Origin of the sequence: Kitasatospora sp. NBC_01266 (genome assembly GCF_036242395.1) — a bacterium.
Lineage (GTDB): Bacteria > Actinomycetota > Actinomycetes > Streptomycetales > Streptomycetaceae > Kitasatospora.
On sequence record NZ_CP108458.1, the window covers coordinates 3,019,221 to 3,040,211 of the forward strand.

Sequence of the window (20,991 nt, forward strand, 5' to 3'; positions counted from 1 at the left end):
ATCAGTCCCCCGTGGGCGAGGCGGACGGCTGGGCAGGCTGCTGCTGCGGCGCGCCGGAGGGCTGCGCCGTGGCGGTGGGCTGGGCCGCCGCCGGCTGGGCGGGCACCGGGGTGGGGCTGGGGCTCGGGACCGGCGGCAGCACCGAGTCCCTGGGGTCGGTGCGCGGCGGCACCACGACCACGCCGACCAGGTCGAGGCTGGTGAACGAGACGAACGGCTGGACCAGCACCGTCTTGGTCAGCTCTCCGGGAGTCGCTTCCACCTGGGTGACCGAACCGACCGGCACGCCCGGCACGAACGGCCGCCCGCTCTGCGAGCCGAAGGTGACCAGCCGGTCGCCCGGCTTGACCTGCGCCTTGCCGTTGAGCAGCTGTACCTTCAGCGGCCCCTGACCCTGGCCGGTGGCGAAGCCGATCTCGCCGCTGCCCTCCATCCGGGCGCCGGCGGTGAAGCCGGGGTCGGTGGCGAGCAGCACGGTGGCGGTGGTCGGGGCGACCGTGGTGACCCGGCCGACCAGGCCCGCGCCGTTGATCACGGTCATGTCCCGCTGCAGGCCGTCGTCGCTGCCGGCGTCGATGGTGATGGTCCAGGAGAAGCCCTGCGCAGCGCCGATGGCGATCACCTGCGCGGCCTTGATGGTGTAGCCGCCGGTGCCGGCGGTCCGCAGCAGGTCGTCCAGTTGCTTGGTGCGTCCGGTGGCGGCGTCGGAGGAGGCGAGCCGCTGGCGCAGCTCGGTGTTCTCCTCGCCGATCCGGTCCAGCCGCTGCTGCTCGGTGCCGGAGTCCCGGATCGCCCGGACGGTACGCGCTATCGGGTCGACGGCCCCCGCGGCCCCCCGCTCGACCGGACCGAAGAGGTCGGCCGCGGTCCTGCGGGCACCGTTCAGCGGGGAGCTCTCGCCGCCCTTGATGTCCACGGTGATCAGGGCGAAGGCGACGGCCACCAGCAGGATGAGCAGCAGTCGACTCTCTCGTGTGTCCCTCACGGCGGCGCGGCTGCCCCTTCTGAACGTGTTCGGCCTTGACGGTGGGTCTAACGACGCGGCTGCGCGTCCAGTACCTGCTGCAGTGCCTCGAACTCCTCGACGCAGCGGCCGGAGCCGAGCGCCACCGAGTCCAGCGGGTTCTCCGCGATGTGGATCGGCATGCCGGTCTCCCGGCGCAGCCGCTCGTCCAGGCCGCGCAGCAGCGCGCCGCCGCCGGTGAGCACCACGCCACGGTCCATCACATCGCCCGCCAGTTCCGGCGGGCACTGGTCCAGGGTGGTCTTGACGGCGTCGATGATCGAGTTGACCGGCTCGTCGATCGCCTCGCGGACCTCGGCGGCGGAGATCACCACGGTCTTCGGCAGGCCGCTGACCAGATCCCGGCCGCGGATCTCGGCGTGCTCGTCCTTCTCGTTCTCCGAGCCGTAGGCCGAGCCGATGCTCATCTTGATCTGCTCGGCACTGCGCTCGCCGAGCAGCAGCGAGTACTCCTTCTTGATGTGCTGGACGATCGCGTTGTCCAGCTCGTCACCGGCCACCCGGATGGACTGCGCGGTGACGATGCCGCCCAGCGAGATCACCGCGACCTCGGTGGTGCCGCCGCCGATGTCGACGACCATGTTCCCGGTGGCCTCATGGACCGGGAGCCCGGCGCCGATCGCGGCGGCCATCGGCTCCTCGATGATGTGCACCTGGCGGGCGCCGGCCAGGTGGCTGGCCTCCACCACGGCCCGGCGCTCGACGCCGGTGATGCCGCTGGGCACGCAGACCACCACCCGGGGGCGGGCCAGGTAGCGGCGGCGGTGGATCTTCTGGATGAAGTAGCGCAGCATCCGCTGGGTGATCTCGAAGTCGGCGATCACACCGTCCTTGAGCGGGCGGATGGCGATGATGTTGCCGGGCGTGCGCCCGATCATCTTCTTCGCCTCGGAGCCGACCGCGAGAATGCCGCCGGTATTGGTGTTGACCGCCACGACTGACGGCTCGTTCAGGACGATCCCCTTGCCCCTGACGTACACCAGCGTGTTGGCAGTGCCGAGGTCGATCGCCAGGTCACGGCCGATGAACGACAGATTGTTGGCCATGGAGTGTGGAACGCCTTCCCGAACTGGATGTCATGGGCAGGGAGTTGAGCCTCGCATGAGACCCGCACAGCGGCGCGCCGAGAGCGCGGCGGGCCACTCGGGCCCGCAGGGTGCCTCCATCGTAGCCACGCCCGGCGAGCTGGTCGGCGGGGTGGACATGGCGTCCATTCTGCGTGGCATGACCGCTTCTGCTGGCATTGGACGCCGTGTCGGCGCACCCAGTTCCATATTTGACGATCAAATTCCCACGGTTGGCTGAGCCTTTGCGATGGTGCTCGGCCTATCGGGGGCGGTCTGACGGAGCGTCAGATCCAGCGAATGCCTCGACCCGGACCGGGCATCGGGGCCGCATGGAGCCCTGAAGCCGGACCGGGTGTCGCCGCCGGGCGCGGGTCAGGCGTGGTCGGGAAAGAAGATCTTGATCTCGCGCTCGGCCGAGGCCTCCGAGTCCGAGGCGTGGATCAGGTTCTCCCGGGTGATCGTGGCGTAGTCGCCGCGGATCGTGCCGGCCCCCGCCTGCAGCGGGTCGGTGGCGCCGGCCAGCGCGCGGATGCCGGGGATCACGTTCTCGCCCTCGACGATCAGCGCGAGCGACGGACCCGAGGTCATGAACTCCAGCAGCGGCTCGTAGAACGGACGGCCGACGTGCTCGGCGTAGTGCTGCTCCAGCGTCGACCGCTCGAAGGTGCGCAGCTCGACGGCGGCCAGCTGCCAGCCGGCCTTGCGCTCGATCCGGCTGATGATCTCGCCGGTCAGGCCACGGCGGACGGCGTCGGGCTTGAGCAGGACGAGAGTGCGCTGGGTCACGGTGCGGCTCCAGTGGTGTGGGTGGGACGGCAGGAACTGGTGTAGGCCACCGAAGCAGAGATTACCTTGCGTGAACAGCGGCTCAGGCAGCCGCTGTCGCCCGCTCCCGTTCCGCCTTGATGACGTCGATCTTGCGGCCGTAGTGCACCGAGCACCACCAGAGCCCGGCGAAGATCACGCCCAGCCCGTACATGGTCGGCAGCAGCAGCCCGGAGGCCAGCAGGCCCAGCTGGAGCGCCCAGCCGGCGGCCACCGCGCCGGGCCGGGTGATCACACCGCAGAGCAGCACGCAGAAGAGCATGACCACCCCGCTGACACCCCAGACCACCGCGGTCGAGACATCCGTCATCTTCATCGCGACACAGGCCGCGAACAGCACCACGAAGACCTCACCGATCAGCGTGGACGCGCAGAGCGTACGCATCGTCACTTCCTTCCGAGCAGCAGACGGGCTTCGCCCACGGTGATCACCGAACCGGTGATCAGCACCCCCGCGCCACTGAGGTCGCCCTCCTCTTCGGCGAGGGTGACGGCGGCCTCGATCGCGTCGTCCAGCCGGGGCTCGATCTGCACCCGGTCCTCGCCGAAGACCTCCACGGCCTGGGCGGCCAGCAGGTCCACCGGCATCGCCCGGTGGGTGGAGTTCTGGGTGATGACCACCTCGGCCAGGATCGGCTCGAAGGCCTCCAGCAGGCCGGTGACGTCCTTGTCGCCGCTGGTGGCGATCACCCCGATCAGCCTGCTGAAGGCGAAGGCCTCGCCCACCGCGGTGGCCGTGACCCGGGCACCGGCCGGGTTGTGCGCGGCGTCCAGCACGATGGTGGGGCTGCGCCGGACCACCTCCAGCCGGCCGGGCGAGCTCACCCCGGAGAAGGCCTGGCGCACCTTGTCGATGTCCAGCTGGCCCTCGCGGGCCGCGCCGACACCGAAGAACGCCTCCACCGCGGCCAGCGCCATCGAGGCGTTGTGCGCCTGGTGCTCGCCGTGCAGCGGGATGAAGATGTCCGAGTACTCGCCGCCACCGAGCCCGCGCAGAGTGATCAGCTGGCCGCCGACCGCGATCTCCCGGCTGAGCACGCCGAACTCCAGGCCCTCCCGGGCCACCGTGGCGTCGACCTCGACGGCGCGCTCCAGGATCACCTGGGCCGCGTCCAGCGGCTGCTGGGAGACCACGGTGAGCGCGCCGGGCTTGATGATGCCGGACTTCTCGGTGGCGATCTCGCCGGTGGTGCTGCCCAGCCGGTCGGTGTGGTCCAGCGAGATCGGGGTGATCAGGGAGACCGCCGCATCGATCACGTTGGTGGCATCCCAGCTGCCGCCCATGCCGACCTCGACCACGGCCACGTCCACCGGCGCGTCGGCGAAGGCCGCGTACGCCATGCCGGTGAGCACCTCGAAGAAGGAGAGCGCGACCGGCTGGGTCTCGTCGACCATCCGCACGTAGGGCTCGATGTCCCGGTAGGTCTCGACGAACTTGTCGACGCTGATCGGCTGCCCGTCCATGCTGATCCGCTCGGTCACCGACTCCACGTGCGGGCTGGTGTAGCGGCCGGTGCGCAGTTCGAAGGTGTTCAGCAGCTGCTCGATCATCCGGGCCGTGGACGTCTTGCCGTTGGTGCCGGTGATGTGGATCGAGGGGTAGGCGCGCTGCGGCTCACCCAGGATGTCCATCAGCGCGCTGATCCGGTCGAGCGAGGGCTCCAGCTTGTTCTCCGGCCAACGCTTGGCCAGCTCGGCCTCGATCGCGGCCAGGCCCTGCGGCTGGTCGGCGTCGTCCGCACTGCTGGGACGGATGGTGTACGGGTTCGGCCCGGCGCTGCTGCTCACCCGCCCAGTCTACGAGCGCCGGCGCCCGCTTCCCGCGCAGGGGGCGCGGGGGCCCGCCGGCGCCGGGCCGCCACGCGCGGGCCTCGGCTCAGACCCCGGCCGGTACCGGACTCTGCCGCAGCCGCAGTTCGGCGAGCACCTCGTCCACCTCGTCCTCGGCCAGCAGCGGCAGCATCATCGCCACCGCCTGGAGCAGGCCGCCGAGCAGGAAGGTGGTGTCCGGTGTGGCGGCCACCAGCTGCCGCACGGCGGACACCCGGCCGGCCCGGACCGCGTCGATCAGCTGGGCCGCGTCCGCCGACTCCTCGTCGACCAGCACCCCGATCTCGTCCTGCGGAGCCCGTCGGGCCAGCGCCCGCAGCACCCGGTCACCGACCTCGGGGGCGTAGGCCTTGCGGACCGCCTCGGCCGCGATCCAGGCGAGCAGGGTGACCACCTCGCGCTCCGCCTGGTCCGCCAGCAGGCGGTCCAGCGCCGCGTCGAAGGCGACCTGATTGCCGTGTCGGAACGCGAGCAACAAGGTCGCGGCTCGCCCCTTCGCCTCCTCGACCCGCTGCGCAGGAAGTTCGCCGGCCAACCTGTGAGCTGCCACCATGCCCTGCCTTCCCTTTCCCGAGTGCCCGTACTCGGAACTGCGGAACACGCTATACGGCACGCCTTCGCAGGTCACCGGACCTGGCCGCAAGAACTGACGAAAGAACGAAAAAACCCGGTCACCGATTAAAGCAATCGGTAATTCCTCGCCGGAATCCAAACCGAAACGCCACTGGCCGCACCCCGAGCGGGGTGCGGCCAGTGGCGTGAGCGCCGAGGGCTGCCGTCGGCGCGGTCGGTCAGCCCTGCGGCAGCGCGGCCAGCTGCGCGGTGATCCGGGCGATGTCGGCCTCGGCCGCCTCCTGGCGGGCCCGGATCTTCACCACCACGTCGTCCGGCGCCTTGGCCAGGAAGCCCTCGTTGCCGAGCTTGGCGGCGGTCTGCGCCTTCTCCTTCTCGGCGACCGCGAGGTCCTTGGCCAGCCGCTTGCGCTCGGCGGCCACGTCGATGGTGCCGGAGAGGTCGAGCGCGACGGTGGCGCCGGCCACCGGGAGCGAGGCGGTGGGCGCGAAGCCCTCCTCCGGCAGGGTCAGGCGCAGCAGCGAGCGGATCGCGTCCTCGTGCGCGACCAGCGTGGTGCCGGCCAGCTCCAGCGCGGCCGGGACCTTCTGACCCGGCTTCAGGCCCTGGTCCGAACGGAACCGGCGGACCTCGGTGACCACCTGCTGCAGGGTGGCGATCTCGGCCTCGGCGGCCGGGTCCCGGTAGCCGCTGTCCTTGGGCCACTCGGCGATCACCAGCGACTCGGCGCCGGTCAGCGTGGTCCACAGGGTGTCGGTGACGAACGGGACGATCGGGTGCAGCAGCCGCAGCGTCACGTCCAGCACCTCGCCGAGCACCCGGCGCGAGGCGTCGGCGGTGGCGCCGCCCTTGGCCAGGGTGGTCTTGGAGAGCTCGACGTACCAGTCGAAGACCTCGTCCCAGGCGAAGTGGAAGAGCGCGTCGGAGACCTTGGCGAACTGGTAGTCGTCGTAGAGCGCGTCCGCCTGGGCGACGGTCTCGTTCAGCCGGGACAGGATCCAGCGGTCCGCCGCGGTCATCGCCTCGGGCGCCGGCAGCGGGCCCTCGACGGTGGCGCCGTTCATCAGCGCGAACCGGGTGGCGTTCCAGATCTTGTTGCAGAAGTTGCGCGAGCCCTTGACCCACTCCTCGCCGATCGGCACGTCGGCGCCGGGGTTGGCGCCGTTGGCCAGGGTGAAGCGGACCGCGTCGGCGCCGTAGGCGTCCATCCAGTCCAGCGGGTCGACCGCGTTCGGGTTGGACTTGGACATCTTCTTGCCGAACTGGTCGCGGACCAGGCCGGTGAGCGCCACGGTGTGGAACGGCGCCCGGCCGTCCATCGCGTAGAGGCTGAACATCATCATCCGGGCGACCCAGAAGAAGATGATGTCGTGGCCGGTGAGCAGGACGTCGGTGGCGTAGAACTTCTCCAGGTCCGGGGTCTGCTCGGGCCAGCCCAGCGTGGAGAAGGGCCACAGGCCGCTGGAGAACCAGGTGTCCAGCACGTCGTTGTCCTGGGTCCAGCCCTCGCCGGTCGGCGGCTGCTCGTCCGGTCCGACGCAGACCACCTCGCCGTCGGGGCCGTACCAGACCGGGATCCGGTGGCCCCACCAGAGCTGCCGCGAGATGCACCAGTCGTGCATGTTGTCGACCCAGGCGAAGTAGCGGCCCTCCATCTCCTTGGGGTGGATCTGGGTGCGGCCGTCGCGCACGGCGTCGCCGGCCGCCTTGGCCAGCGGCTCGACCTTGACCCACCACTGCAGCGACAGGCGCGGCTCGACGATGGTGTGGCAGCGCGAGCAGTGGCCCACCGCGTGCATGTAGGGGCGCTTCTCCTCGACGATCCGCCCCTGCTCGCGCAGCTCGCCGACCACGGCCGAGCGGGCCTCCAGGCGGTCCAGGCCGAGGAAGGGGCCGTGCACGGTGATCGCGCCGTGCTCGTCCATCACGGTCAGGCTGGGCAGGTCGTGCCGCTGGCCGATGGCGAAGTCGTTGGGGTCGTGCGCCGGGGTCACCTTGACGGCACCGGTGCCGAACTCCGGGTCCACGTGCTCGTCGGCGACCACCGGGATCCGGCGGTCCGTCAGCGGCAGCGCGATGGTGCGCCCGATCAGGTGCTGGTAGCGCTCGTCGTCCGGGTGCACCGCGACGGCGGTGTCGCCCAGCATCGTCTCGGCGCGGGTGGTGGCCACCACGATCGACTCGTCGCCGTCGCCGTAGCGGATCGAGACCAGCTCGCCGGGGCTGTCCTCGTGCTCCACCTCGATGTCGGAGAGCGCGGTCAGGCAGCGCGGGCACCAGTTGATGATGCGCTCGGCGCGGTAGATCAGGCCGTCGTCGAAGAGCTTCTTGAAGATGGTCTGGACGGCGTGCGAGAGGCCCTCGTCCATCGTGAAGCGCTCACGCGACCAGTCCACGCCGTCGCCCAGGCGGCGCATCTGACCCAGGATCTGGCCGCCGTAGTTCTCCTTCCACTCCCAGACCTTCTCGACGAAGGCCTCCCGGCCCAGGTCGTGGCGGGAGAGGCCGGAGGAGGCGAGCTGCTGCTCGACCCGGTTCTGGGTGGCGATGCCGGCGTGGTCCATGCCGGGCAGCCAGAGCGCCTCGTAGCCCTGCATCCGCTTACGACGGGTCAGGGCGTCCATCAGGGTGTGCTGGAAGGCGTGGCCGAGGTGCAGGGCACCGGTCACGTTCGGCGGCGGGATCACGATGGTGTACGCCGGCTTGTCGCTCTTCGCGTCCGCCGTGAAGTAACCGCGCGATACCCAGCGCTCGTACAGCTCGCCCTCTACCTCGCCCGGGGCGTAGGTGGTCGGGAGAGCTGCTGCATTGTCCCCGGACGCGTGGTCGGTGGGGCGCTGGTTCGTCATGTCGGTCACGACACACAGTTTACGGAACCGGAGGTCATGCCTTGCGCCCGCGCGGCGGACGTACGGTAGCGTGCCCGAAGCTCGGACGGGTGCTCGACCAGGCCCGGCCGGACCGGTGGATCAGAACGAGGGCCGCACGCACGCGGCGGGGGAGCGCAGAGGCATGTACGGCCAGGGTCAGCCGCCGCAGGGCCAACCACCATACGGGCAGCCGCCGTACGGGCAGCCACCGCAGTGGGGGCAGCCCCAGCCGCAGGCACCGCAGCCGCCGCAGTACGGGCAGCCGTCCTATCCCCCGCAGCAGGGCTACGGGGTGCCGCCGCAGCAGCCCTACCCGCAGGCCCAACCGCCCTACCCGCCGCAGCCGCAGGCCGCTTGGGGCCAACCGCCGATGCAGCCGATGCAGCCGCAGCAGGGCTGGGGCCAGCCGGGACCGGCACCGCGCAAGGGCAAGGGCGGCGTGCTGGTCGGTGTGCTGGTCGCCGTGGTAGTGCTGGGCGGCGGCGGGTTCGCGATCTTCAAGGCGGTCGGTGGCTCCACCGCCGCGCCCGGCAGCTACAAGCTGTCCGTCCCGCAGATGCTGGCGCTCGGGCCGGACAACGGCTGGACGCTGAAGGACACCAAGAGCACCCCGGTGGACCCGGCCAAGGCCGCTGACACCGGCACCGGCATCACCTCGGTGCAGGCCGACTACACCAACGACGCCGACCGAAACACCTCGATCGCCTTCTTCGGCTACTACGGCAAGCTCAAGAACCCGGCCAAGGCGATGTCCGACTACACGACCCAGCTGACCGCGGGCGGCGGCACCTGGACCACCCCGCTGACCAGCTACTCCGGCGGCGCCAACCGGGACGGTGCCACCCTCAAGTGCGGCGTGCTGGACTTCAGGATCGCCGGCGCCCCGGACACCGGCGGGCAGACCGTCTGCGTCTGGTCGAGCACCTCGACCTTCGGCAGCGCCAGCTACTTCAAGGCCGGCCCCCAGACGCTGACCCTCACCCCGGCCCAGGCCGCGAAGACGACGGAGCAGCTCCACGACGCCATGGTGGTGGCGAAGTGACCCGCCGGACCTGAGGGCCTGCGGGTCAGTGCGAGAGGGGCCCGCGACCGAAACCGGTCGCGGGCCCCTCTCGTCGTCCGCTCTCGCCGTCCCGCCGGGATCCGGCGGCGCGGGGTCAGGCGCTCTTGTCGCGCCGCTCGCGCTTGATCATGTCGCGCGGGACCAGGGTCGGGATCGCGTGCTTGGAGACCACGTCTCCGGTGACCACCACGCGGGCGACGTCCTGACGCGAGGGGACCTCGTACATCACGGACATCAGCACCTCCTCCATGATGGCCCGCAGCCCGCGCGCGCCGGTGCCGCGCAGGATCGCCTGGTCGGCGATCGCCTCCAGCGCGTCCCGGCTGAACTCCAGCTCGACGCCGTCCAGTTCGAAGAGCTTGCGATACTGCTTGACCAGCGCGTTCTTCGGCTCGGTGAGGATCTGCAGCAGCGCCTCGCGGTCCAGGTTGTGCACGCTGGTGATCACCGGCAGACGGCCGATGAACTCCGGGATCATGCCGAACTTGACCAGGTCCTCCGGCATCACCTGGCGGAAGTGGTCGCTGGCGTCGCTCTCCCGCTTGGAGCGGATGGTGGCGCCGAAGCCGATGCCCTTGCCGCCGGCCCGGCCCTCGATGATCCGCTCCAGGCCCGCGAAGGCGCCACCCACGATGAACAGCACGTTCGTGGTGTCGATCTGGATGAACTCCTGGTGCGGGTGCTTGCGACCACCCTGCGGCGGCACCGAGGCGGTGGTGCCCTCCAGGATCTTCAGCAGCGCCTGCTGGACACCCTCGCCGGAGACATCACGGGTGATCGAGGGGTTCTCGCTCTTGCGGGCCACCTTGTCGATCTCGTCGATGTAGATGATCCCGGTCTCGGCCTTCTTGACGTCGTAGTCGGCCGCCTGGATCAGCTTCAGCAGGATGTTCTCGACATCCTCACCGACGTAGCCGGCCTCGGTCAGCGCGGTGGCGTCGGCGATCGCGAACGGCACGTTGAGCATCCGGGCCAGGGTCTGCGCGAGCAGCGTCTTGCCGGAGCCGGTCGGGCCGAGCAGCAGGATGTTGGACTTGGCCAGCTCGATCGCGTCGTCCCGGCCACCGCCACGGCCGGCCTCGCCGGCCTGCACCCGCTTGTAGTGGTTGTAGACCGCGACGGACAGGGCCTTCTTCGCGAGATCCTGACCGACCACGTACTGGTCGAGGAACTCGTAGATCTCGCGCGGCTTCGGGAGCTCCTCGAACCGCACCTCGGAGGACTCGGCGAGTTCCTCCTCGATGATCTCGTTGCAGAGATCGATGCACTCGTCGCAGATGTACACGCCGGGGCCGGCGATGAGCTTCTTCACCTGCTTCTGCGACTTGCCGCAGAACGAGCACTTGAGCAGGTCGCCACCGTCTCCGATGCGTGCCACGAGGTGCTTCCCCTTCGCCAGGGGCCCCGCGGGGGTCCGGGGCCTGGTGCTGTGGACCGCGACCGCCAGCGCGGCGGTCGAGTCTCGGTATCCGACGGTACTCTGCCAACTCGCAGAATCCGTCGACTTCGACAGGTCTGCCCTACGCCCTGGGCGAATTGATACCGAACAGATGCCGTCGGGCGGGCCATGTCCTGGTGGGCCTGAGCCCGGCGGGCGGGGTGCGCTCGCGACACCCCGCCCCATCCATCATGCGCGCCTCAGTCGGTGAGCGAGGCCTTGCGGGTCGAGATGATCTGGTCGATCAAGCCGTACTCGAGGGCTTCCTCGGCGGTGAGGATCTTGTCGCGCTCGATGTCGTCGCGGACCTGCTCGATCGGCTTGTTGGAGTGCTTGGAGAGCATCTCCTCCAGCTGCTCGCGCATCCGGAAGATCTCCCGGGCCTGGATCTCCAGGTCGGAGACCTGACCGCGGCCGGTCTCGGTGTACGGCTGGTGGATCAGGATCCGGGCGTTCGGCAGCGCCATCCGCTTGCCGGGGGTGCCGGCCGCCAGCAGGACGGCGGCGGCCGAGGCGGCCTGGCCCATGCAGACGGTCTGGATGTCCGGCTTGACGTACTGCATGGTGTCGTAGATCGCGGTGAGCGCCGTGAAGGAGCCGCCGGGCGAGTTGATGTACATCTGGATCTCGCGGTCCGGGTCCATCGACTCCAGGCAGAGCAGCTGGGCCATGATGTCGTTGGCCGAGACATCGTCCACCTGGGAGCCCAGGAAGATGATCCGCTCCTCGAAGAGCTTGGCGTACGGGTCGTACTCGCGGATGCCCTGCGAGGTGCGCTCGACGAAGCGCGGGACGATGTAGCGCCCTTCTGCCCTCGGGGCAGTGAACTCGGCGCGGGCGGAAAGGGGGTTGAGGTTCATCGCTGGTCTGTCCTCCGGATACGTTCCGACGTGTCTGGGGTGCGGGGCTCAGGCGCTCAGGCGCCGGTGCCGCCGCCGCCGGGGACGTCCGCGGCGCTGTGCATGATCTCGTCGATCAGCCCGTACTCCTTGGCCTGCTCCGCGGTGAACCAGCGGTCGCGGTCGGAGTCCTTGGTGATCTGCTCGAAGGTCTGGCCGCTGTGGCTGGCGATCAGCTCGGACATCCGCCGCTTGGTGCGCAGCAGTTGCTCGGCCTGGATCTTGATGTCGGTGGCCGAGCCGCCGAGGCCCGCGGAGGGCTGGTGCATCAGGATGTTGGCGTTCGGCAGCGAGAACCGCTTGCCCGGGGTGCCGGCCGTGAGCAGGAACTGGCCCATCGAGGCGGCCATGCCCATGGCGATGGTGACCACGTCGTTCTTGATGTACTGCATGGTGTCGTAGATCGCCATGCCGGCCGTGATCGAGCCGCCGGGAGAGTTGATGTAGAGGTAGATGTCCTTGTCGGGCTCGGCGGCGAGGAGCAGCAGCTGGGCGGTGATCTTGTTGGCGATCTCGTCGTCCACCTGCTGGCCGAGGAAGATGATGCGCTCGTTGAGCAGCCGGTTGTAGACCTGGTCGCCAAGTCCGCCGAGCACGTCACCACCGGCGGCGCGCGGCGTCATCAGGCCAGGCATCTGCATCTGCGGGAACGTCACTTAGCCACCTGCTCAGTCGATTCGGACGGTCCGTCTGGTTCGACCGTCGCTACGTCACATACGAGGACCGGGGCGGGCGTCCCGGGCACGCGCCCGCATCGGGCCACCCCGCCCACGCTGTTCAAAGCTTGCTTCCGTCGACCCTAACGCGCAGGCCGGGCCCGACCATCCCCCACGCTGAACTGTTCGCTGTGAGCGCAGGGTCACTCCCCCGGTAGGGATCCGCGCTGCGGCACTCGGCCGAGGGGCCCGGTGAGAAGCGGACAGGCCCGGACGCGCATGCGCGTCCGGGCCTGGTCAAGCGGTACCGCGGGAGGCTCAGGCCTCCTCGGTGGCCTCGGCCTCAGCGGCGGGGGTCTCCTCGGCGGCGGGGGTCTCGACGGTCTCAGCCGTCTCGTCCTCCTCGTCGAAGTTGATCTCCTCGCCGTTGGTGTCCTTCACCGTGGCGGCCTCGACGACCAGGGCCAGCGCCTTGCCGCGGGCGACCTCGCCGACCAGCAGCGGGACCTGGTTGCCCTGGACGACCTGCTGGGCGAACTGGTCCGGGGTCAGGCCCGAGCCGGCGGCGCGGCGGATCAGGTGCTCGGTGAGCTCCTCCTGGTTGACGCCCACCTCCTCCTTGGCCACGATCTCGTCCAGCACGAACTGGGTCTTGATGCCCTTCTTCGCCTGCTCCTCGGTCTCCGCGTCGAACTCCTCGCGGGTCTTGCCCTGGGCGGCGAGGTAGCCCTCCAGGTTCTGCCCGATCGGCTCGAGCTGGTGGTGCTCGAGGTTGTGCGTGCGGGTCTCGATCTCGTCCTTGAGGAGCTTCTCCGGGAAGGCGATCTCGACCTTCTCCAGCAGCGCGTCCAGGACGCGCTCCTGGGCCTGGGTGGCCTGGTCGAACTCCTTCATCCGGCCCAGACGACCGCGCGAGTCCTCGCGCAGCGCCTCCAGGGTGTCGAACTCGCTGGCCAGCTGGGCGAACTCGTCGTCCAGCTCGGGCAGCTCCTTCTCCTGGACGGCGGTGACCGTGACGGTCACCTCGGAGCTCTTGCCGGCCTGGGTGCCGCCCTTGAGCTCGGTGCCGAAGGCCTTCGACTCGCCGGCCGACAGGCCGATGACGGCCTCGTCGATGCCGTCCAGCAGACGGCCGGAGCCGATCTCGTAGCTCACGCCGGTGGCGGTGCCGTCCTCGGGGACCTCACCGTCGACCTTGGCCTCGAGGTCGATCACCACGATGTCGCCCTCGGCGGCAGCGCGCTCGACGTCCTTGACCGAGGAGAAGCGCTCGCGCAGCTGCTCCAGCGACTTGGCGACGTCCTCGTCGGTGACCTCGATCGGGTCAACCTCGACGGAGATCTCGGAGAACTCCGGCAGGGTGATCTCCGGGCGGACGTCCACCTCGGCGACGAAGGTCAGGCCGCTCTTGGCGAGGTCCTCGACACCCTGGATGTCGGTGATGTCCGGCTGCCCGAGGACCTCGATCTTGCCCTCGTCGACCGCCTGCGTGTAGAAGCGCGGCAGGGCGTCGTTCACGGCCTCTTCGAGGACGGCGGCGCGGCCGAAGCGCTGGTCGATGACCCGGGCCGGGATCTTGCCCTTACGGAAGCCGGGAACCGTGACCTGCTGGTTGATCTTCTGGTACGCCGCGTCGAGGCTGGGCTTGAGCTCCTCGAAGGGCACCTCGACGGTGAGTCGAACCCGGGTCGGGTTCAGAGTCTCGACGGCGCTCTTCACGGTTTGGTCTCCTATGGGGCTTGCGGTCGGCTGGTCTGCCTGCGAACCGAGACCCTCGCGGGCCGCGGGCCGGGCAGACGGGTGATGAGCCACCTGGTGCGGCATCTCCCGTATGGGGTGGACGGCGAGCGGCCCGGTCCCCGACTGCCGGGGAATGGGCGGTGGCTCTTCCGCCAGCGGCCCATCCTACCGGTACCACAAAGCCACCTCGCCGACGGCCGTGGCCGCCGTCTGTGATGGTGATGGTCGGGGTGACCGGATTCGAACCGACGGCCTTCCGCTCCCAAAGCGGACGCGCTACCAAACTGCGCCACACCCCGCACTTTGCGAGAGGAAGCGTACACGCCGGGCCCATCCGGCTCGCCGATATTCGGGCCGCCAATATTCAGGACATCGAAGGCGCGTGCGCGCCGGGCGCCCGACCAGGTACGCTGATCCCCGTCCGGTCCGGCCGATCAGCCGAGCGCGGACGTCTGTGCGGGCGTAGCTCAATGGTAGAGCCCTAGTCTTCCAAACTAGTCACGCGAGTTCGATTCTCGTCGCCCGCTCTGTCCCCAAGGCCCCGGCTTTCGCGAGCCGGGGCCTTTGGCATGCCCGGAGGCGGCGTGCCCGGATGCGAGGCAGGAGGAGGGCGGGTGGACCCCGAGCAGCGACTAGCGGTCATTCGACGCGGTGTGGTGCGGGAAATGGCGCGTTATGGGCGGGAGTTCACCATCGACGGCGCCGTGGTGCGCGGCCCGGGCAGCACCGCGGTGGCGGTGCGCGAGCACCCGGGGCCGGACGGTGGCCATGTCGACCTCGGCTTCGTGCTGACCCTGGGCAGCGCCGAGGCGCCGGTGCTCTGGGACTGCACGGCGGGTCTGGGCACCACCGAGGAGGAACGGCTCGACAACGCGGTGCGGATGTGGGCCGGCACCACGGCCGCCACGGTGGTGGAGTTCCTGGAGCGCCAGGGCCGGCACGGCGACCACCTGCGGCTGCCCGCGCTGCCGGGCTGGCAGGCGGTGCAGGGCCCGGCCACCGTCTTCGGCTTCCAGAGCGCGCGGCTCTCCGACTGGCTGGGCGGGCGCGAGCTGATGGCCGAACTGGGCGGCACCCTGGCCGGGGAGTTGACGGACCCTCGGCTGAACGGCGTGAAGCTCTTCCTGGGCGGCCGGGCGGGCGACGAGGTGGCCGAGGTCCGGGTGAACGGCACGGTGGCGCAGGCCACTTCACGGGCACTGGGCGGCCTGGACTGGCCGCGGGGCGAACGCTTCTGCTGGGCGCGGCTGTTCGTGCTGCTGGCGGCGGACGAGCCCGGCCTGGCCGCGGTGCGCGCGGCCGAGGCCGCGCCGCCGTTGCCACCGGCATATCCGATGGCGCTCGACCCGGTCGCCGCCGGGCCGGTGGCACGGCGGCGCGAGGCGATCGGCCGCTGGTGGCGGACCAGACGCGCCGGGCAGTGAGCCGGGCGGATGCCGAGGCGTCAGCTGGCCGGGCGTCAGGTCCCGATGTTGGAGAGCGTCTTGGCGACCTGCGCCAGGAAGTCCTGGATCGGCTTGGCCGCCGTGGACTGGTTCAGCATGAAGCCGAAGAGCGCCGCCAGGATGGCGTGCGGGATCTTGATCGACTTGTTGCGGATGAAGATGATCAGGATGATGCCGAACAGGACCAGCGCGGAGACGGAGAGTGCCACCCGGACTCACTTCCTCATGTCGTGGCGGTATGGACCACGGCCTGTCCGACGGTCCCGAGACGCAACCCGCCGCCACCCCCGTGCCCCCGAGATCCGGCCAGTCCCGCCCCAGACTCAGTGTGGTCGACCGTGCCGACTGCGTAAAGGACTTGCCGCTGACCCGTGCCGAACATCCTGCGATGTGAGACGAGTTTCCGTCGGACGAGACGATAACCCACTGGAGTTGACGGAGCGTCGGCGGGGGCGTCCACCTGGGCCGTTCGTCCACCGATCAGCTGCCGGACAGGGCAACCGGATTTGGCCGAAGATCACCGGTGCCGGGTGGTTGATCATTGACAGGAGCGATCAGGCCCGCCACAGCAGCAGCACCGCCCGGTCGTCGTTGATGTCCTTGGCCACCGTCTCGATCAGCCGCACCGCCGCACCCGAACTGTCGCTGCCCAGCTGGGCGCCCGCCACCAGCCGGTCGGCCTCGCCCATCAGCCGGTCCATGCCCTCGGAGAGGTCGCGCCCGGGCGCTTCGACCATGCCGTCGGTGCAGAGCAGCAGCACGTCCCCGGGGCCCAGCCGGCCGCGCACCCCCTCGAACTTGGCGCCGTCGTAGAGGCCGAGCAGCGGGCCCTCGGTGGCCTCCTTGACCTCCCAGCGCCCGGCGCCGGCCAGCCGCTGCATGCCGGGCAGGTGGCCCGCCGAGAGCAGCTCGTACTCCCCGGTGTCCAGGTCCAGCGCGAGGTGCACCGCACTGGCGAAGCCCTCCTCCCAGTCCTGGCGCAGCAGGTAGCCGTTGGCGGCGGGCAGGAACTCGTGCGGGGAGAGCGAGCCGAGCAGCCCGCCGAAGGCACCGGAGAGCAGCAGCGCCCGCGAGCCGGCGTCCATCCCCTTGCCCGAGACGTCGGCCAGCACGACCTCCAGCATCCGCCGTCCCGGCCCGGTGCGGGCCGCGACCACGAAGTCACCGGAGAAGGACTGCCCGCCCGCCGGGCGCAGCGCCATGTCGGCGTGCCAGCCGTCCGGCAGCTTCGGCAGCCGGCTCTGCACCTTGAGCCGCTCGCGCAGGTCGAAGAGCATCGAGCCGCCGCCGCGCCAGGGCACCCCGACCCGGCTGCGGAACTGGGCCAGCAGCAGGCCGGCCACGCCGACCGCGCCGACCACCAGGGCCGCGCCCGGGGTGACGCCGAAGACGTACTCGTCGGGCCGGCTGCTGGCCGCGCGCTCGCCGGTGTGGATCACCGACTCGGTGGACAGGCCGAGCGCGGCGGTCGCGTAGAGCAGCACCAGCGAGACCGGGCGCAGCAGCAGCGAGCCGACCAGGATCGGCAGCACCAGGGCGGTCGGCGGGACCCAGGCGGGGATCCAGACGTTGAGCGCGACCAGCAGCGGGACCAGCAGGAGCAGCACCGCGAAGGCGAGCCAGTCGGCGGCGTCGCCGCGGAAGTAGTCCACCCCGGTCCGGCGCAGGGTGCGGCGGGCCCGGTAGAGGCGCTTGCGCAACCGGGCCGTGAGGGGATCCGCGGCCGCTTTCGCCGTGGTCCCCGTCGCACTCGTCTGGGGCGGTGTGCCCGGCGTGCTGCCAGCCATGGGGCCCGACCTTATCCAGCGGGGGCGTCCCGCGTCGACGGGCGTTCACCAGCTCTCCGCGCTGACGCTCGATTTCGGCCGGGCGGCGCGGGCCGCCAGGGGCTCACCAGGGGCTCGCGGCGGCAGCGCCGGGGGCAGCGCAGGGCGCGTCATCGCAGCGTGCGCCGGTGTATCGAGCCGTCCGCCGCGCGTGCCGGATGGCGATCGGCTCGCCCGGGACCGGCCCGGGTGATAGCTGTGGCATATGACACAGCCTGCCGAGCCGGAGGGCGCCTCCGACGACGCGCCCCAGGAGGCACTCAGCCTGCGACCGCTCGCGGCGGCCGACTGGGACGCCTGGTACGACGCGCTGGAGGTGGCCTTCGGAGAGGTTGAGGCGGCCGAGCGCCGGGCGCTGTGGCGCGCGCTGACCGAGGTGGACCGTGCGCTCGGCGTCTGGGACGGCGCGGTACCGGTCGGCTCGGCCGCCGCCTGGACGTTCCGGATGGCGGTGCCCGGCGGCGCGGTGCTGCCCACCGCCGGGGTGACCATGGTCGGGGTGGCGCCCACCCACCGGCGGCGCGGGGTGCTGACCGCGCTGATGCGCCATCAGCTGGACGAGATCCACGAGCTCGGCGAGTCGCTGGCGGTGCTGAAAGCCTCCGAGCCGGGCATCTACGGGCGGTACGGCTATGGCCTGGCCGGCTGGAAGCTCGACGTGCGGATCGCCCGCAGCCGGGTGCGGATCCTTGGTCCCGGCCCGGGGCGGGCGCAGCAGCAGCGGATCCGGCTGCGGCTGGCCGACCCGGCGCGGAGCTCGGCGGCCTGCGAGCGGTTGTACGCCCGCCAGGTGCCGCCGCGCCCCGGCATGCTGGCCCGCCGCCCCGGCTGGGACCGGCTGTCGCTGCTCGACCCGCCCGAGGAGCGGCAGGGGCACACCGCGCTGCAGTGCGTGCTGGCCGAGGACCGGCGGGACGGCGAACTGCTGGGCTACGCGCGCTACTCGACCAAGGTGGAGTGGCAGCACGGCGGCGCGGCGGGCGAGGTGCGGGTGCGCGAGGTGACGGCCGCCGAGCCCGCGGCGCACGCGGCGCTCTGGGCGTATCTGCTGGATCTGGACCTGACCGACACGGTGCTGGCGGAGAACCTGCCGGTGGACGATCCGCTGCTGCACCTGGTATCGGACCCGCGCCGGCTCTGCCCGCAGCTCTCCGACTCGCTCTTCGTGCGGCTGGTGGAGGTGGGCGACGCGCTGCGCTCGCGACGGTACGCGGCGCCGGTGGACGTGGTGCTGGAAGTGGCGGACGAGTTCTGCCCGTGGAACACCGGGCGCTGGCACCTGCACAGCGCGGGTCCGGCCACCGCCGCGGCCTGCGAGCCCACCGACGCGCCCGCCGATCTCGCGCTCTCGGTACGGGAGTTGGGCGCGGCCTACCTGGGCGGCGGCACGCTGGCCGCGCTGGCCCGGGCCGGGCTGGTCCGCGAACTGCGCCCCGGCGCGCTGGCGGCGGCGTCGCACGCCTTCGCCTGGGACGTGGCGCCCTGGCTGCCGCACGAGTTCTGAACGCCCGTGCGGCGCGCCAGGGGCGCGGGGTCAGCCCTGCTGCGGGTGGTGGGCCGGGATGGGGGGCAGCTCACCGGTGGCCTCGTAGGCCGTCAGCATCTCGATCCGGCGGGTGTGCCGCTCCTCGTTGCTGTACGGGGTGTTGAGGAAGACCTCGATGAACTTGGTCATCTCCTCCCGGGTGTGCATCCGCCCGCCGACGCTGATCACGTTGGCGTTGTTGTGCTCGCGGCCCAGCGCGGCGGTCTGCTCGCTCCAGGCCAGCACGGCGCGCACGCCCTTGACCTTGTTGGCGGCGATCTGCTCGCCGTTGCCCGAGCCGCCGATCACGACGCCCAGCGCCTCGGGGTCGGCGGCGGTGCGCTCGGCGGCGCGCAGGCAGAACGGCGGGTAGTCGTCCTGTGCGTCGTAGACGTGCGGGCCGCAGTCGATCGGCTCGTGGCCGGCCTCCTTGAGCCACTCGACGAGGTGGTTCTTCAGTTCGAATCCGGCATGGTCGGAACCCAGATACACGCGCATGGGGAGAAGTGTGGCACGCGGGTCGCCGGTCGTCGGCGAAGGGCGGGCACCACGTCACCTCAGCGCGGGCGCATCCGGAACATCACGCTCGGTCATGACCCGTTCCGGATGGTGAGCCCAGCGGGTGGCTTCTTGGCACCCGCTCACCGCCCACCGGATAGTGAGACGGGTCGTCCGCTCACCGAACGTCTGGATCCCCGATGACCACCACCGCCCCGTCGGCGCCCAGCGCCGCCCCCGAGGCGACGGCCACCGCCGGCCCGCAGCTCACCCACGGCCTGAAGCAGCGCCACCTCTCGATGATCGCGCTCGGCGGAGTCATCGGGGCCGGCCTCTTCGTCGGCTCCGGCGCGGGCATCGCGGCGGCCGGCCCCGGGGTGATCCTCGCCTTCACGCTCTCCGGCCTGCTGGTCATGCTGATCATGCGGATGCTCGGCGAGATGTCGGCCGCCCACCCCGCCTCCGGCTCCTTCTCGGTGCACGCCGAGCGGGAGATCGGCCCCTGGGCCGGGGTCACGGCGGGCTGGATGTACTGGGTGATGCTCTGCTGCGGGGTGGCCGCCGAGGCCACCGCGGCCGGCTCGATCATGAACTCCTGGCTCCCCGGCGTGCCCGGCTGGGCCTGGGTGGGCGTCTTCATGGCCTTCTTCTGCGCCAGCAACCTGACGGCGGTGAAGAACTTCGGCGAGTTCGAGTTCTGGTTCGCCGCCATCAAGATCACCGCGATCGTGGCCTTCCTGGCGCTGGGCGTGCTGGGCGTCACCGGCGTGCTGGGCAGCGCGCCCGGCACCGCCAACCTGACCGGCCACGGCGGCTTCCTGCCGCACGGCGCCGGCGGCCTGATCACCGGCCTGCTCGCCTCGGTCTTCGCCTACGGCGGGCTGGAGACGGTGACCATCGCCGCCGCCGAGTCCGACGACCCGCGCCGCAACGTGGCCAACGCGGTGCGCACCGCGGTCTGGCGGATCGCGATCTTCTACATCGGCTCGATGGCCCTGGTGGTCACTCTGGTGCCCTGGAACGACCCCGATGTGGTCAAGCTGGGCCCGTACGTGACGGTGCTCCAGTTCCTGCACGTGCCCGGCGCCGCCCAGGTGATGCAGGCCGTGGTGCTGATCGCGCTGCTCAGCGCGATGAACGCGAACATCTACGGCTCCTCCCGGATGGCCTTCTCGCTGGTCTCCCGGGGCCAGGGACCGCGCGCGCTGGCGAAGGTGAGCGGCGGGGTGCCGCGGCTGGCGGTGCTGGCCTCCTGCGGCTTCGGCTTCGCCGCCGTGCTGGCCGGCTACTGGTGGCCGGACACCGTGTTCAGCTGGCTGATGAACACCACCGGCGTGGCGATCCTGGTGGTCTGGCTCTTCATCGCCGTGGCCCAGCTGCGGATGCGCCGCCGGCTGGAGCGCGAGTCCCCCGAGCTGCTGACCGTGCGGATGTGGGCCTTCCCGTACCTGACCTGGGTGGCGCTGGCCGGTGTGGTGGGCGTGCTGGCCCTGATGACCACCTCGCCCGGCAACCGCGACCAGCTGTACGCGGCCGGGGTGCTGGTCGCCGTGCTCAGCGGCGCGGGCTACTGGCGCCAGCGGCGGGTCGCGGCGCGCGGGTAGCGGGCCAGGTTGGGCGCGGGGTAGGGCGCGGGGTAGCGCGGCAGGTACGGCGCGCGGGTAAGCGGCGCCCAGCCAGGTTGCCCGGTACCTCCCGGGGCGCGCGTGAAA

18 protein-coding genes and 2 tRNA genes are annotated in these 20,991 nt (G+C 71.0%); 5 read left to right on the forward strand and 15 right to left on the reverse strand.

Annotation, left to right across the window (positions count from 1 at the left end):
- Nucleotide 1: 1 nt before the first annotated feature.
- The 7 genes from mreC to OG403_RS12850 form a co-directional block, all read right to left on the reverse strand.
- Nucleotides 2-985, reverse strand: coding sequence for a rod shape-determining protein MreC (gene mreC / locus OG403_RS12820; protein WP_329564182.1), 984 nt, complete (start codon nucleotides 983-985; stop codon nucleotides 2-4).
- A gap of 47 nt (nucleotides 986-1,032) precedes the next feature.
- Nucleotides 1,033-2,058, reverse strand: coding sequence for a rod shape-determining protein (locus tag OG403_RS12825; protein ID WP_110671334.1), 1,026 nt, complete (start codon nucleotides 2,056-2,058; stop codon nucleotides 1,033-1,035).
- 405 nt (nucleotides 2,059-2,463) lie between these two features.
- On the reverse strand, nucleotides 2,464-2,877 hold the full coding sequence (gene ndk, locus OG403_RS12830; RefSeq protein ID WP_329564184.1) for a nucleoside-diphosphate kinase: 414 nt from the start codon (nucleotides 2,875-2,877) through the stop codon (nucleotides 2,464-2,466).
- Between the two features lie 82 nt (nucleotides 2,878-2,959).
- The gene (locus OG403_RS12835; protein ID WP_329564186.1) at nucleotides 2,960-3,301 is read right to left on the reverse strand and encodes a DUF4233 domain-containing protein; all 342 of its coding nucleotides are present in this window, start codon (nucleotides 3,299-3,301) and stop codon (nucleotides 2,960-2,962) included.
- Nucleotides 3,302-3,303: 2 nt separating this feature from the next.
- Nucleotides 3,304-4,704, reverse strand: a complete 1,401-nt coding sequence (folC, locus tag OG403_RS12840) for a bifunctional tetrahydrofolate synthase/dihydrofolate synthase (RefSeq protein WP_442910908.1) — start codon at nucleotides 4,702-4,704, stop codon at nucleotides 3,304-3,306.
- Nucleotides 4,705-4,792: 88 nt separating this feature from the next.
- On the reverse strand, nucleotides 4,793-5,299 hold the full coding sequence (locus tag OG403_RS12845; protein WP_329564188.1) for a hypothetical protein: 507 nt from the start codon (nucleotides 5,297-5,299) through the stop codon (nucleotides 4,793-4,795).
- A gap of 238 nt (nucleotides 5,300-5,537) precedes the next feature.
- Entirely contained in the window at nucleotides 5,538-8,168 is a 2,631-nt protein-coding gene (locus OG403_RS12850; RefSeq protein WP_329572278.1) for a valine--tRNA ligase, read from the reverse strand.
- 313 nt (nucleotides 8,169-8,481) lie between these two features.
- Here OG403_RS12850 and OG403_RS12855 point away from each other — a divergent pair, with 313 nt between their 5' ends.
- Nucleotides 8,482-9,231 (forward strand): hypothetical protein, encoded by a 750-nt coding sequence (locus OG403_RS12855; RefSeq protein ID WP_329564189.1) that lies wholly within the window; start codon nucleotides 8,482-8,484, stop codon nucleotides 9,229-9,231.
- Nucleotides 9,232-9,346: 115 nt separating this feature from the next.
- Here OG403_RS12855 and clpX read toward each other — a convergent pair whose 3' ends face one another.
- The 5 genes from clpX to OG403_RS12880 all read right to left on the reverse strand — a co-directional run bounded on the left by clpX (nucleotide 9,347) and on the right by OG403_RS12880 (nucleotide 14,284).
- Nucleotides 9,347-10,630 carry an ATP-dependent Clp protease ATP-binding subunit ClpX gene (gene clpX, locus OG403_RS12860; RefSeq protein ID WP_329564190.1) on the reverse strand — a complete coding sequence of 428 codons (1,284 nt, stop codon included), beginning with the start codon at nucleotides 10,628-10,630 and terminating at the stop codon, nucleotides 9,347-9,349.
- Nucleotides 10,631-10,890: 260 nt separating this feature from the next.
- Complete coding sequence (locus OG403_RS12865; RefSeq protein WP_329564191.1) at nucleotides 10,891-11,550, reverse strand: ATP-dependent Clp protease proteolytic subunit; 660 nt, start codon at nucleotides 11,548-11,550, stop codon at nucleotides 10,891-10,893.
- A 56-nt stretch (nucleotides 11,551-11,606) separates the two neighbouring features.
- Nucleotides 11,607-12,224, reverse strand: a complete 618-nt coding sequence (locus OG403_RS12870) for an ATP-dependent Clp protease proteolytic subunit (RefSeq protein WP_442911062.1) — start codon at nucleotides 12,222-12,224, stop codon at nucleotides 11,607-11,609.
- A gap of 339 nt (nucleotides 12,225-12,563) precedes the next feature.
- Nucleotides 12,564-13,964 carry a trigger factor gene (tig, locus tag OG403_RS12875; RefSeq protein ID WP_329564193.1) on the reverse strand — a complete coding sequence of 467 codons (1,401 nt, stop codon included), beginning with the start codon at nucleotides 13,962-13,964 and terminating at the stop codon, nucleotides 12,564-12,566.
- Nucleotides 13,965-14,207: 243 nt separating this feature from the next.
- Nucleotides 14,208-14,284 (reverse strand) — tRNA-Pro (locus tag OG403_RS12880).
- A gap of 157 nt (nucleotides 14,285-14,441) precedes the next feature.
- Here OG403_RS12880 and OG403_RS12885 point away from each other — a divergent pair.
- Both OG403_RS12885 and OG403_RS12890 read left to right on the forward strand, forming a co-directional pair.
- Nucleotides 14,442-14,512 (forward strand) — tRNA-Gly (locus OG403_RS12885).
- 138 nt (nucleotides 14,513-14,650) lie between these two features.
- Nucleotides 14,651-15,409 (forward strand): DUF6348 family protein, encoded by a 759-nt coding sequence (locus OG403_RS12890; protein WP_329564194.1) that lies wholly within the window; start codon nucleotides 14,651-14,653, stop codon nucleotides 15,407-15,409.
- A 35-nt stretch (nucleotides 15,410-15,444) separates the two neighbouring features.
- Here OG403_RS12890 and OG403_RS12895 read toward each other — a convergent pair whose 3' ends face one another.
- Entirely contained in the window at nucleotides 15,445-15,639 is a 195-nt protein-coding gene (locus tag OG403_RS12895; RefSeq protein WP_329564196.1) for a hypothetical protein, read from the reverse strand.
- A 345-nt stretch (nucleotides 15,640-15,984) separates the two neighbouring features.
- Nucleotides 15,985-17,217, reverse strand: a complete 1,233-nt coding sequence (locus tag OG403_RS12900; RefSeq protein ID WP_329564197.1) for a PP2C family protein-serine/threonine phosphatase — start codon at nucleotides 17,215-17,217, stop codon at nucleotides 15,985-15,987.
- A gap of 244 nt (nucleotides 17,218-17,461) precedes the next feature.
- Between OG403_RS12900 and OG403_RS12905 the strand changes: the two genes are divergently transcribed.
- Nucleotides 17,462-18,760 carry a GNAT family N-acetyltransferase gene (locus OG403_RS12905; RefSeq protein WP_329564199.1) on the forward strand — a complete coding sequence of 433 codons (1,299 nt, stop codon included), beginning with the start codon at nucleotides 17,462-17,464 and terminating at the stop codon, nucleotides 18,758-18,760.
- Between the two features lie 30 nt (nucleotides 18,761-18,790).
- On the opposite strand, the gene OG403_RS12910 is transcribed toward OG403_RS12905, so the two are convergent.
- Entirely contained in the window at nucleotides 18,791-19,279 is a 489-nt protein-coding gene (locus tag OG403_RS12910) for a ribose-5-phosphate isomerase (protein WP_329564200.1), read from the reverse strand.
- Nucleotides 19,280-19,479: 200 nt separating this feature from the next.
- Here OG403_RS12910 and OG403_RS12915 point away from each other — a divergent pair, with 200 nt between their 5' ends.
- Nucleotides 19,480-20,883: an amino acid permease gene (locus OG403_RS12915; protein ID WP_329564201.1), complete on the forward strand. Its 1,404-nt coding sequence runs from the start codon at nucleotides 19,480-19,482 to the stop codon at nucleotides 20,881-20,883.
- The last annotated feature ends 108 nt before the right edge of the window (nucleotides 20,884-20,991 follow it).